Below are 13,335 nucleotides of genomic sequence, written 5' to 3' on the forward strand. Positions count from 1 at the left end.
AATCAGAGCGTTTTTTTATACAAATCATTTCATTTATGAAAAATCCAGAAGTTCAAATTAAAGAAACTAAATTATTATCAGACAATTGGTATATTTTAAATCGAGTAACTTTTGATTACAAGAAAGAAAACGGCGAAATTGAAGTTCATACCCGCGAAGTATACGATCGTGGTAATGGTGCCGGAATTTTATTATACAATTCGACTAAAAAAACAGTTATTCTAACACGTCAGTTTCGTTTACCCACTTTTCTAAACGGAAATAAAGACGGAATGATGATTGAAGTTTGTGCAGGTCTTTTAGACAAAGACAATCCCGAAACTGCAATTATCCGCGAAACAGAAGAAGAAACTGGTTATCGTATTTCTAAAGTTCAGAAAGTTTTTGAAACTTATATGTCTCCTGGTGCTGTAACGGAAATTTTATATCTTTTTTTGGGCGAATACGACGAAAGCATGAAAGTAAGCGAAGGTGGCGGATTGGACGCTGAACAAGAAAACATTGAAGTTTTAGAGTTTACATTTGATCAGGCTTATTCAATGATTGAATCTGGACAGATTTCGGATGCTAAAACTATTATGCTTTTGCAACACGCTAAAATAAAAGGATTGATTTAAAGTTTTTTGAGTATTTTAGATTGACCAAATAATCTAAAATGCTCAGATTAAAAACAGTACTACTTTTTCTTTTTCCATTATTTGTTTTTTCACAAAACGAAAAATGGCCAGCTGAAAAACTCAAACAAGACTTAACCATTTTTAAGAAAATAAGAGAAAAAGCCAATTCAGGACTTTACAAATACAGGACAAAACAGCAAATTGACAGTATTTATTCTTGGGCATTTTCGCAAATAAATGAACCTAAACAGCTTATTGAGTTCTACAAAATAATTCTGCAGATTACCGATTTTGAAGGAAGTCTGCACAATGACACCACACTTCCTGATGATTTTGAAAAGAAATATTCATCAGGAAATGTTTTCTTTCCTTATCCCATAAAACTTATCCAAAATCGATTGATTCTTAATTTTGAGAATCCTGAAATTCCGCTTGGTTCAGAAATTCATAACATTAATGGTATTGAGACCAAAAAAATGCTTTCTGCTCTCTACAAATACTACACAACTGACGGTTACAACATTACAGGAAAATCGATCGGAATTGGAAGCTCTTTCTCTAAATATTTCCAAATGGAATATGGACCTCAAAAAAGCTTTTTAGTCGAATATTCACTTCCAAATCAAACTGAGAAACTGACAAAAACGATTGCTTCTGTTTCCAATGAGACTCGAAAAGAGAACTTTAAAAACCGATTTTCCTTGCCAATTGACAGTTTGCAATATAAGCATCCAAAAGACAAATATTCATTTAAAATAATTTCTAAAAATACAGCACTTCTTTCTGTTCATACTTTTGTGATTGGACGAAATGCTAAAGACAAACAACATATTGCCTATAAAAGATATTTGGACAGCTGTTTTCAATATCTTTCTAAACATTCAGAAATTCAGAACTTAATTGTCGATGTTAGAAACAATGGCGGCGGAACCGACCCGAACGACATCGTAACTTTTTCCTATTTAACACAAAAAGCTTATCGCGAAAACGCTTCTGCTTATGTAAATTTTCAGAAAATACCATTTTCCAACTATTTAGTTTACGAAGAAACCGATGCTAAAAAACAGCTGGAAGAGCTAAAGGATTTTGAAGATGAAGTAATAGAAGAATTTCCAAAACTAATTAATAAAAAATATCCTCAGGACAAAAAGTTTAATACAATATTACAACCTGCTAAAAATAGCTTTAAAGGACAAATTTATATGCTTATCAGTCCGAGAATTGCTTCTGCTGGATCATTATTTGCTTCACTTGTGAGAGGAAATACCAATGCCATTGTAATTGGCGAAGAAACGATGGGCGGATATTACGGTCACAACGGCCATACTCCTATCGAATATCAATTACCAAACACAAAAATTACAACGCAATTTTCTATCGTAAATCTAGAACAGGATGTTCCTAAAAAAGCGAATCAAATTTTTGGAAGAGGTGTAATTCCAGATCATGAAATCTCACAGACCTTTGAAGATTTTATGGAAAATAGCGATACTCAGTTTGAATATACTTTGAAACTTATTGGAAAATAGCAAATGAAAATCCCGAAACCAATTCCAAAAATTATGTAACCCTTTTCAGCTATCATAATCATAACTTTATTTTCATAAAAATACGACCTATGAAAAAGTTATATTACACAGCAAATGCATTACTGATTTTGATGTTGGTTTTATTAGGTTCTTGTAAAAAGACCGATACGATAACATTGACAGAAAATAAAACCGAAAAAAAAGAAGTAATTGAATACAAGAAGCCAAAAACAGTTTCTTACCAAATTTCTAATACGAAAGAATGGTTGAAACTAAATGAGGCTGACAGTAGTAAAATGAATATTGTATACGCCTTAAACAGAACAGACAAAGCTAATTTCAAAAAACTAGACTCAGTTGTAATTCCAGCAGATTTTAGTGGAGATTTGGTTTACTATCTTCCATTTCCACTGCATGTTTCAGCTTTAGAAGAAGTTTCAAAAATTATTCTTTTCTCCTATCCAACACAAACTTTTGCAGCTTACGAAAATGGCGAATTAGTTCGTACCGGCCCAACAAATATGGGAAGAAAAAAAGATCCTACTCCAACCGGATTGTTTTTTACCAATTGGAAAGCAGAAAAAACAACCAGCACTTTTAATGATGAGTGGGACTTAAAATGGAACTTTAATATCGAAAACAAACTAGGTGTCGGTTTTCACGAATATGATTTACCAGGATATCCTGCTTCACATTCTTGCTTGAGATTATTAGAAAAAGATGCCAAATATCTTTATAAATTCGCTGATGAATGGATTTTGAAAGACAAGGAAAATGTAAAAGTCAAAGGAACTCCCGTAGTTGTCTTTGGAAGCTATGATTTTGACGGACCAAAACCTTGGCTCAAATTGGCTTCTGATCCAAAGGCACTAAATATATCCGAAGGCGATATTGAAACCGCAACAAAACCTTTCTTAAAAGAGATTCTAGAAAATCAAAATCTCAGAGAAGCCGAACCAACAAAGACTATATAGTATAAAATATATATAATATAAAATGAGCTGAAATAATTAAATATTGTTTCAGCTCATTTTTTTTATCATGATTTAAAAACCATTCGGCTAAAGCTCTTTCTATTTACTTCAAAACCTCCAGCGAAAGCTGGAGGCTATTCACATCAAACCTTTGTTACTTTGTTACTTTGTCACTTTGTTGCTTTGTTGCTTTTTAACCAATAAATAAGCGATCGTTCATTTATTATTTATATCTTTGTATTCTAATAAGTTAAAATAATGAGAACGAGAGATTTAAATAAGGAAGAAATTGTAAAGCAAAAAGCAATCGAAATGATCGTTTCGCAAGGTGTAGAAGGATTTGGAATGAACCGTTTGGCTAAAGAATGTGGTATTTCTGTTGCTACACTCTACATCTATTATTCGGACAAAGAAGATTTGATTAAAAAAATCGGAATCGAAATTGGAAAAAACTTTTTTGAAAAGATGTTTGATGGATTTTCTGCTGATATGTCTTTCAAAGATGGATTACGAAATCAATGGGAAAACCGTATTGATTTCAACTTAAATTTTCCGTTACAAACTTCTTGCTTTGAACTTCTAAAACATTCTACTTACGGCGATGCCATTGTAAAAGAAATTACAGTAGATTACAAACAGATTATGACCGAATTTATGCTCGCCGCAATTGACAGAAAAGAACTTATTGCTGTTCCATATGAAATATTTTGGAGTATCGCTTATGGCTCTCTTTATTCTCTTTTAGAATTTCATAGAGAAGGAAAATCAATGTCTGGAAAACCTTTTTCGCTTAGTGATAAATTGAAAAACGAAGCTTTCGATTTGGTTTTAAAAGCTTTGACTCCTTAAATAAAAAAATCAATAGCAATAGCAAAATCAAAAATCAATAGCAATATCAATATTCAATACAATACAATATAATTTCATTACAATGAAAACTTCAATTATAGAAAATAAAAAAACAGCCATTATTGGTGGTGGACCTGTTGGGTTAACTACAGCTCGAATTTTACAAATTAATGGCGCAGATGTTACGGTTTATGAAAGAGACATAAATGCTCAGGCGAGAACATCTGGCGGAACTTTAGATATTCATTCCGATTCTGGTCAATATGCAATTCAGAAAGCGGGATTAATGGATATATTTCTCGAATACGCAAGACCAACTGGAGAAAAAATGGCAGATCTAGACGGAAACATTACTTCTGATGAAATGCCAGATGAATCTAATGCATTTTCGCGCCCAGAAATTGACCGAAATGATTTGAGAAAAATTATGCTGGACAACCTCAAAGAAAACACAGTTGTTTGGGATAGTCAATTAATCAATATTGAAAAAATTGAAAATCAATATCTTTTAGAATTTAAAAATGGTTCAAAAACCTTAGCCGATTTTGTCATTGTAGCAAACGGCGGAAGATCAAATGCACGAAAATTTGTGAGCGATCAGGAACCGAAACTTTCTGGAACTTACATTATTCAAGGAGAAATTGTAAATCCCGACAAAGATTACCCCGAATTTAAACCGAAGTACGGAAACGGAAATGTGATGGCAATGGGCGAACACAAAATGTTTTATACTCATACCATGCGCGATGGTTCTGTTCATTTTGGAGTTTCTTTTAAAGCGGATGAAAACTGGATTTCTAATCACGGAATTGATTTTGAAGACAACCAGTCTGTTATTTCTTTTTTGAATGAAACTTTTAAAAACTGGGGCGATGATTATAAAAAATTCTTTGCTGCTTCAACTGAATTTTCAGGATTGCCGTTGCGATTGTTTTCTTTAGAAGAATCATGGAAAGAACATTCAAACATTACTCTTGTTGGTGATGCAGCTCATTTAATGCCTCCATTTGCCGGCGAAGGTGTAAATATGGGATTATTTGATGCTTTTCATTTGACTGAGAATCTAACCAATGGAAAATTCAACACAATTGATGAAGCCATTAAAGACTATGAGAAAAAGATGTTTGGTTATGCTTTGGAAGCACAAAGAATGACGAAAAAAATGGAAGATTTATTGCATTCTGATATTATTGCTCAAGACATTTTGAATAGTCGTTTTTAATCAATTAAAAGTTTATTAAACAGTAAAGGAATAAATAATTGAGCTAAATTTCTTATTTTCGTTTATTATGTATCACTCAATTTAAACAAATGTCAAAGAAATTAATCTTCTTGTTTTTAATATCTAGTTTTGTAATGCTAGGGCAAACTAAAAATGACCCAAAAACAGAAACTTACACTAGTCGTAAAGAACTTTATCAGTTAAAATACAATCCTAATAATTGGATTAAGAGTCCAGAATCAAAAAATTGGGATGCAGAATTTAATGACAAATACAATTTGTTAACTGCTTATTTCATAGAATATGATTATTTCATTTCCGATTCGAAACTCAAAAGTACTCTTGAAAATCAATTTAAAGATTTTGATAAAATCAAAAAAGTAAAATTCTACAAGAAAAAGATAAACAATCTTGAAGTCAATTATTTCGAATGCGAACTAGACTATAATTCTTTTCTGTATAAATACCAAGGCTTTTTCTACAATGGTAAAGGCGGAACTGTTCAAATACAATATGGCGGACAAGCTGAATCAATTGAACAAAACCTCGATATTATTAATGAATTGAACAACGGATTTTCATTAATTGAATAACAAAAAAAGGCGTAAGAAATAAATCTTACGCCTTTTTTTGTTATATCTAAAACTCAAAAATTATCTAGAATAGTTTGGAGCTTCTTTTGTAATAGTTACGTTGTGTGGGTGACTTTCATTGATTCCGCTAGAAGTGATTCTAACAAAACGTCCCGTTTCTTGTAAAGTCGGAATATCTTTTGAACCACAGTATCCCATACCTGCACGAAGACCACCAACAAACTGAAGCATACTCTCGTTTAGTTCTCCTTTGTAAGGAACACGTCCAACGATTCCTTCAGGAACTAATTTTTTAACATCGTCTTCAACATCTTGGAAATAACGATCTTTAGAACCTGTTTGCATTGCTTCAACAGAACCCATTCCGCGGTAAGATTTGAATTTTCTTCCTTCGAAAATGATAGTTTCTCCTGGAGATTCTTTTGTTCCTGCTAATAACGAACCTAACATTACACAGTCAGCACCTGCTGCGATTGCTTTAGGAATATCTCCTGTGTAACGAATTCCACCATCTGCAATAACTGGAACTCCAGTTCCTTTAATTGCAGCAGCAACTTCTAAAACTGCTGAGAATTGAGGGAAACCAACACCTGCAACGATACGAGTTGTACAGATAGAACCAGGTCCGATTCCTACTTTTACACCATCTGCACCATTTTCTACTAAATATTTAGCAGCTTCTGGAGTTGCAATATTTCCAACAATTACGTCAATTTGAGGGAATTTTGATTTTACTTCTTTTAAAGTGTTTACTACACCTTCTGTATGTCCGTGAGCTGTATCGATAATGATAGCATCTACACCTGCATTTACCAAAGCTTCTGCTCTTTGAACAGCATCTCCAGTAACGCCAATTGCAGCAGCAACTCTTAAACGACCAAAAGAATCTTTGTTTGCAATTGGTTTTTGAGTCAGTTTTGTAATGTCTCTAAATGTAATTAAACCAACTAATTCATTTTGAGCATTTACTACTGGTAATTTTTCGATTTTATGACCTTGTAAAACTACTTCAGCTTGTTCTAAAGAAGTTCCTTCTGCAACCGTTACCAAGTTTTCACTTGTCATAACCTCAACAATTGGTCTTGCACCGTTTTTTTCGAAACGTAAATCGCGATTCGTTACAATTCCTTTTAGGATTCTGTTTTCGTCAACGATTGGAATACCTCCGATTCCGAATTCTTTCATGGCATTTTTTGCGTCAGCGATTGTAGAGTTCATTGGCAATGTTACCGGATCGATAATCATCCCTGCTTCAGCACGTTTTACTTTTCGAACTTTTCCTGCTTGTTGTTCGATCGTCATATTTTTATGTAAAACACCGATTCCGCCTTCTTGCGCCATAGCAATTGCCATTGCACTTTCAGTCACTGTATCCATAGCAGCAGATACAATTGGAACGTTTAATGTGATGTTTCTTGAGAATTTTGATTTGATACTCACTTCGCGTGGAAGCACATTCGAGTAGTTAGGTACTAATAATACATCGTCGTAAGTTAAACCTTCGCCGATAATCTTGGAGTTGTGTGCTATCATGTTGCAATTTCTAGTTGAATTGCGTGCAAATATAGTGAATAAATTGCTAACTTGATTACTAAGTTATTCATAAATTTATGTTTACACGAATCATCTTACAAAACAATATACTCTAGCCCAGATGGAAATGGAAAGCCACGAAAAGCTAAAAAACATTTTTTTCTGATTTAAAAAAGCGACCAACGGAAGCTCTTTTTAAATCTTGAAAAAAAGTGTTTTAGCTCGAGTGCTTGAAATGTACAGCTGGAAATTGCTCCTGAAATCAATCATCATCACTACCCTGAAAAACAAAATTAACTCCGAGTTGGAATGTGGCACTGTTGGCTTTGGACAAATCTTTGTATTCTAACACATTTCCAAATAAGGCATAAATATTGACCGCTCCTAGTGTTCCTGCGAGTCCTAAACCGATATTTTTGTTTGAAAATGTATCAAAAGTGTAAGTTGCTTTTGCTTCGAGTTTTCTAAAAATACTTCTTTTATAAAATGCTGTCAGTGCAAATAAAGGTTCGCGAGGTGCCGTCATAGCGAATAATTGTGCTCCAACTGCATTCTTATAATAGGTATTGATTTTTCCGCGGCAATTACATTCATCGTCCGGGCGCGCTTCTCCAAACGAATATTGGATAGAAGAATAAAATTTAGTCGGACGCCAAGTAGTGTATTTATTATGTAATGTATCTCTTGGAATAGCTCTGTCAAATTCGTCAAAAACATCTTCGGGATCATCATTCCCCATAAAATCAGGATTTATTCCATCGTATTGATAGGTTCCTTTGTAAGTCAAGGTTTCAATATCTTTTGATTGTCTGATAAAACCTAAATCTATTATACTCGCTGTTAGCTGTAAATTATCTTTGATATAATAGGTAAATCCGGCATCGACACCAAGTCCTAAGCTTCCGCTAAAAAAGGTATTATTGGCAATATCTCTAACTACATTTCCTTCGTACTCATCTTTTGTAAATTTAGAAAGTCCGGAAGTTTTTAATTCTAAATTTGAAGAAATGATTTGATTGTAAAGATTAGTACTTCCTGAATTTTGTCCAGTATAAATGTAACCTGAATTTTTTGTCGATGTTGCATTGGCACCGCTAGAATAAATTTTAGCACGTCCGCCATAAACCAATTTTTCGTTTACTTTTTTATGAAAACCAACATGCCAAACAGAAAGAACCTCAGCCTTCATGTTTAAATCTCCAAGATTGAATGACTTTCCTATATAATTTCTATTTCCGTCTAAAGCTAAGACGGCTAAATCTTTCGGAACAAACATAAAAAAGTCAAATTCCTGATACAATCCGAAGGAAACATACGATTTACTATCTCTACCACCAACTCTAAATCCACCAGAAAAGACTTCCAATTGCTGATTGGTAACAGCTTTATCTCTGTTTGTAGATTGATTGACTACGTTTCGAACCTTTTGATTAAAATCGACACCATTGTTGGCAAACAAATCGTAAGCTGTAAAACTGCTGGAACCTACATTGGCTGAAATTCCAGATAAAACTGGAAATCCAAAATAATATTTATACGAAACATCGGCTCCGGGATTTACCATTAAGGATTGCGGAATCGAAGTGAAATTATACAGCAATTCTTTGTTTTGAGAAAAAGAAGAAAGCTGAAAAACGAGGCAGATAATCAGAACTATTTTTCTCATTCGATTGTTAAATAAGCTGTTGCACCTGATCTCAATTTTAAACTTCCTGTACTTTGACTATTTAATGGAGTGCCTGTAGCAATCACAATCACGAACGTTATTTTAGTCGTTTGTTTGAGAAGCGCTAACCGTTCATTTTCGAAAACTTCTGTTGGATACTTTATAACATTTGAACTTCCTTGATAAGAAGGAACAGGAAAAGATATAGTCTGTAGTATTTCATCTTGATCATTCATCAAAAGCATATTCAGAGAAAAGGAACGCTGAATCGTATTTTCGATTTCAAAATCGAATTCTGCTTTCTTTAATCGTTCATTAAAAAACTTATCTTTAAAAACATTAAAATTTCTTGTATCATACGCAATATTGGTACTCCCGTCGTCTATCAACTGATTCGCAGAAATGTCAAAGTAAGCAAGATTTGCCACCACGACAGGCTCTAATTTTAAATCTTTTATCTGATCGAAATCTAATTCGCTTGAACAGGAAAAAAATAGAAAGGCGAGTAAAATTATACTAGAAATATTGTGGCATTTTGATTTCATGATAAAAGTATATCTAATAAATGTAACGCTAAATGTTTACAATCCTTATCGAAGGTAAGTAAATATAACTATTTATTAATGGAACTTTCCGAACAATTTTGAAGCTTCATTATAAGCGCTTTCAAAACTAAGAGAGTTCAAACCTGTAACTTTCTTATTTGCAGTAAAATAAGAAATCAATTTTTCTGTAGGCATGTTTCCTGTTAATTTATCGGTTGCCATCGGACAGCCTCCAAAGCCTTGAATAGCGCCGTCAAAACGAGTACAACCCGCTTCTGCTGCGGCGTGTATTTTTTCAAACCAGCTTTCTGGTGTCGTATGAAGATGTGCTCCAAATTCGATCTTAGGATATTTCGGAATCAAATTAGAAAACAAATACGTAATCACTTCTGGAGTAGAACTTCCGACTGTATCTGAAAGTGAAAGGATCTTCACTCCCATTCCTGCGAGTTTTTCTGTCCATTCTGCCACAATTTCAACATTCCATGGATCTCCGTAAGGATTTCCAAAACCCATTGAAAGATAGGTTACAACTTCTTTATTTTTTTTATCGGCAACTTCTAGAATTTCTTCTAATGTAACTAAAGATTCAGCAATCGTTTTATGTGTATTACGCATCTGGAAATTCTCTGAAATAGAAAATGGAAATCCGAGATATTGAATCTGTTCATATTCAGAAGCTGTTATTGCACCTTGTGTATTGGCAATAATAGAAAGCAGTTTACTTGTTGTCTGAGATAAATCAAGTTGTTCTAAAACGGCAGCGGTATCCTGCATCTGCGGAATAGCTTTTGGAGAAACAAAACTTCCAAAATCAATAGTATCAAAACCTACTCTAAGCAAAGCTTGTATATAGGAAACTTTATTTTTGGTCGGAATAAAATCTCTTATGCCTTGCATGGCATCTCTGGGACATTCAATGATTTTGATTTCTTTATTCAAAGCTTATTCGTTTGTAAAGGCTAAGTTAGTTCCTTTTTTAAAGATATAAAAGAGAATTTTAGCGGAATACCATTTATTACCAAATACCGTAACACATCTAATTATTACACAAAAACGTAATAACATTAAATATTACCAAAAAGTGTAATAAATAGTTTTATTACCTATATTTGTAATAGAAAGTTTATTATTTTTTAATTATATTTGGTTATGACTAGCGTAATTACAGGAGACATAATTGGTTCAAGACAGCAGAAATCAGAACATTGGGTTGAAGATTTAAAGAAAATTTTAGCTCCATTGGGAAATACTCCAAATCAATGGGAAGTATATCGTGGAGATGAATTTCAGATTGAAATCACAAAACCTGAAGAAGCCTTGCTAACTGCAATTTTAATAAAAGCACATTTAAGGTCTATAAAATCTGATGCTCGTATGAGTATTGGTTTTGGTGATAAAACACATAAAGCAGAAAGAATATCTGAAAGTAACGGCTCTGCTTTTATACATTCGGGAGAGCTTTTTGAGACTTTGAAAAAACAAAAAGTGACCTTGGCACTTCGGAGCGGAGACATCAGTTTTGATGAAAAATTGAATTTAATGCTCCAACTTGCTTTAACTTTTATGGACAGTTGGCTGGTACAATCAGCAGAATTTGTTGCGGTTGCAATAGAAAATCCGACTTTGTCACAGGAAGAATTAGGACAAAAATTAGGCATTAACCAAGCCGCTGTCAGTCGAAGACAAAAACGCGCTCAGTTTGATTTGGTTATGCATTTAGATCGATATTTTAGAACACAAATAAAACAAATTACAGCCTTATGATTTTATTCGTAAAACTGCTTTTAGCTCATTTATTAGGTGATTTTATTTGGCAACCAAATTCCTGGGTTTCCGATAAAGAAATAAAAAAACATAAAAGTGTTTACTTATACATTCACCTTTTATTACACGGTGCTTTAACCGCAATCCTTGTGGGTGAAATCAGTTTTATCCCTTATGCTGTTTTAATTGCTATTGCGCATGGAATTATCGATATAATCAAATTGAGTTTTCAGAAAAAGAAAACAAAACGCACCTGGTTTGTTGCAGACCAAATTGCACATATTCTAATTCTAATCGCTGTTGTTCTACTTTACCAAAATAAAGGTTTAATCTCTTTTTGGCAACACGATGAATTCTGGATTTTAGTCACTGGTATCTTATTGGTTACCAAACCCACTTCAATACTCATCAAAACCATCATTTCGATTTGGAGCCCAGAAAGCAGAAACAGTCACCAAGACAATTCTCTTGCCAGTGCAGGAAACTACATTGGCATTTTAGAACGTCTCTTAGTGGTTTGCTTTATTTTGACTGCTCATTTTGAAGCTATCGGATTTCTATTGGCCGCAAAATCTATTTTCAGATTCGGAGATTTAAAAGAAGCCAAAGACCGAAAACTTACAGAATATGTAATGATTGGAACTTTAATCAGTTTTGGAATTGCTATTGTTATCGGACTTGCAATCCAAGCTGTTCTTTTACAATTGCCCTAAAACCTTTTTATTGATTGCTTTTATTAGCGCTGGTCCTTCGTAAATAAAACCAGTATACAGTTGCACTAAACTTGCACCGGCATTTAGTTTTTCGATAGCATCATCTGCAGAATGAATTCCTCCTACTCCAATAATTGGGAATGCCTTATTGCTTTTTTCCGAAAGAAAACGAATCACTTCTGTAGAACGTTTTGTCAATGGTTTTCCAGACAAACCACCTGTTTCAGATTGATTAGAAGATTGTAGACCTTCTCTCGAAATAGTGGTGTTTGTAGCAATAACACCAGCAATCTGTGTTGTTTTTACAATATCAATAATATCTAATAATTGCTCATCTGTTAAGTCTGGAGCAATTTTTAAAAGAATTGGCTTAACTTTTTGTGTACTTGTTTTTTGCTTTTCAACATTTCTATTTTGCAAAGTCTGCAATAATGCTGTTAAAGGTTCTTTATCTTGTAAAGCTCTTAAATTTGGTGTATTGGGAGAACTTACATTCACAACAAAATAATCAACATGATCGTACAAAGCATCAAAACAAATGATATAATCTTTAACGGCATCTTCGTTATCTGTGACTTTATTTTTCCCGATATTTCCTCCAATTAAAACTCCAGAATTTTTCTTCAAACGTTCTACAGCTTCTAGAACTCCGCCATTATTAAATCCCATTCGGTTAATAATTGCCTGATCTTCTTTTAAACGAAATAAACGTTTTTTCGGATTTCCTTCTTGTCCAACTGGTGTTACTGTTCCAATTTCGATAAATCCGAAACCAAAATCACCCAATTCTTTGTACAACTTCGCATCTTTATCAAATCCAGCAGCAAGTCCAACTGGGTTTTTAAATTTAATTCCGAAAACTTCTCTTTCTAATCGAGAATCTTTTACTTCATAAATTGATCTTATAATTGCCGAAACTCCAGGGATTTTTGAAATGAATTTTACAAATGAAAAAGTAAAGTAATGCACTTCTTCAGGATCAAACCAAAAAAGTATCGGACGAATTATCAATTTATACATAAGAGTTGTGTTGTTATTTTTCGGATGCAAATTTAAAATATTATAGTTTAAAAAGGCGCTTATTTACAAAAACAAATAATTTCAATTTTGTTTGATTCTTTTACCTACCATTTTATCTCACTAAAATATTTTGTTCAAAATCGGGGTTTTCATGTTGCAAATTATAAAATGAAACCATTTAGAACCTGAAAACCAATCTCTTTGGTTCACATATTACCTAATTTTGAGAGAATAAGTATAAAAATCATTTTTAAGACTTAATAAATTCTACGCGCCTTTAAAAGCAATTCTTTTGTAAAACAACGCC

13 protein-coding genes are annotated in these 13,335 nt (G+C 33.3%); 8 read left to right on the forward strand and 5 right to left on the reverse strand.

The window, feature by feature from the left end:
• Nucleotides 1–35 precede the first annotated feature (35 nt).
• The 6 genes from nudK to NQQ59_RS06590 all read left to right on the forward strand — a co-directional run bounded on the left by nudK (nt 36) and on the right by NQQ59_RS06590 (nt 5,784).
• On the forward strand, nt 36–617 hold the full coding sequence (gene nudK / locus NQQ59_RS06565; protein WP_144214856.1) for a GDP-mannose pyrophosphatase NudK: 582 nt from the start codon (nt 36–38) through the stop codon (nt 615–617).
• 38 nt (nt 618–655) lie between these two features.
• A complete protein-coding gene (locus NQQ59_RS06570) occupies nt 656–2,146 on the forward strand; it encodes a S41 family peptidase (RefSeq protein WP_144214857.1) in 1,491 nt (496 codons plus the stop codon).
• Nucleotides 2,147–2,235: 89 nt separating this feature from the next.
• On the forward strand, nt 2,236–3,120 hold the full coding sequence (locus NQQ59_RS06575; protein WP_144214858.1) for a L,D-transpeptidase: 885 nt from the start codon (nt 2,236–2,238) through the stop codon (nt 3,118–3,120).
• Between the two features lie 258 nt (nt 3,121–3,378).
• Nucleotides 3,379–3,969: a TetR/AcrR family transcriptional regulator gene (locus tag NQQ59_RS06580; RefSeq protein ID WP_144214859.1), complete on the forward strand. Its 591-nt coding sequence runs from the start codon at nt 3,379–3,381 to the stop codon at nt 3,967–3,969.
• An 82-nt stretch (nt 3,970–4,051) separates the two neighbouring features.
• A complete protein-coding gene (locus NQQ59_RS06585; protein WP_144214860.1) occupies nt 4,052–5,191 on the forward strand; it encodes an FAD-dependent oxidoreductase in 1,140 nt (379 codons plus the stop codon).
• A gap of 89 nt (nt 5,192–5,280) precedes the next feature.
• Nucleotides 5,281–5,784, forward strand: a complete 504-nt coding sequence (locus NQQ59_RS06590) for a hypothetical protein (protein WP_144214861.1) — start codon at nt 5,281–5,283, stop codon at nt 5,782–5,784.
• 60 nt (nt 5,785–5,844) lie between these two features.
• Here the strand turns inward: NQQ59_RS06590 and guaB are convergent, their stop codons facing one another.
• The 4 genes from guaB to NQQ59_RS06610 form a co-directional block, all read right to left on the reverse strand.
• Nucleotides 5,845–7,317, reverse strand: a complete 1,473-nt coding sequence (gene guaB / locus NQQ59_RS06595) for an IMP dehydrogenase (protein WP_144214862.1) — start codon at nt 7,315–7,317, stop codon at nt 5,845–5,847.
• 262 nt (nt 7,318–7,579) lie between these two features.
• The gene (locus NQQ59_RS06600; protein WP_144214863.1) at nt 7,580–8,983 is read right to left on the reverse strand and encodes a DUF5723 family protein; all 1,404 of its coding nucleotides are present in this window, start codon (nt 8,981–8,983) and stop codon (nt 7,580–7,582) included.
• On the reverse strand, nt 8,980–9,528 hold the full coding sequence (locus tag NQQ59_RS06605; RefSeq protein WP_144214864.1) for a hypothetical protein: 549 nt from the start codon (nt 9,526–9,528) through the stop codon (nt 8,980–8,982). Before NQQ59_RS06605 ends, NQQ59_RS06600 begins: the two co-directional genes overlap by 4 nt.
• Nucleotides 9,529–9,603: 75 nt before the next feature.
• Complete coding sequence (locus NQQ59_RS06610; RefSeq protein WP_144214865.1) at nt 9,604–10,470, reverse strand: beta/alpha barrel domain-containing protein; 867 nt, start codon at nt 10,468–10,470, stop codon at nt 9,604–9,606.
• Nucleotides 10,471–10,680: 210 nt separating this feature from the next.
• Between NQQ59_RS06610 and NQQ59_RS06615 the strand changes: the two genes are divergently transcribed.
• Both NQQ59_RS06615 and NQQ59_RS06620 read left to right on the forward strand, forming a co-directional pair.
• Nucleotides 10,681–11,295, forward strand: coding sequence for a hypothetical protein (locus NQQ59_RS06615; protein ID WP_144214866.1), 615 nt, complete (start codon nt 10,681–10,683; stop codon nt 11,293–11,295).
• Nucleotides 11,292–12,008 carry a DUF3307 domain-containing protein gene (locus NQQ59_RS06620; RefSeq protein ID WP_144214867.1) on the forward strand — a complete coding sequence of 239 codons (717 nt, stop codon included), beginning with the start codon at nt 11,292–11,294 and terminating at the stop codon, nt 12,006–12,008. The genes NQQ59_RS06615 and NQQ59_RS06620 overlap by 4 nt, the downstream gene beginning before the upstream one ends.
• Here the strand turns inward: NQQ59_RS06620 and NQQ59_RS06625 are convergent.
• A complete protein-coding gene (locus NQQ59_RS06625; RefSeq protein WP_144214868.1) occupies nt 11,994–13,028 on the reverse strand; it encodes a quinone-dependent dihydroorotate dehydrogenase in 1,035 nt (344 codons plus the stop codon). The genes NQQ59_RS06620 and NQQ59_RS06625 overlap by 15 nt on opposite strands.
• Nucleotides 13,029–13,335: the final 307 nt, after the last annotated feature.

This window comes from Flavobacterium panacis (genome assembly GCF_024649945.1).
Taxonomy (GTDB): Bacteria; Bacteroidota; Bacteroidia; order Flavobacteriales; family Flavobacteriaceae; genus Flavobacterium; species Flavobacterium panacis.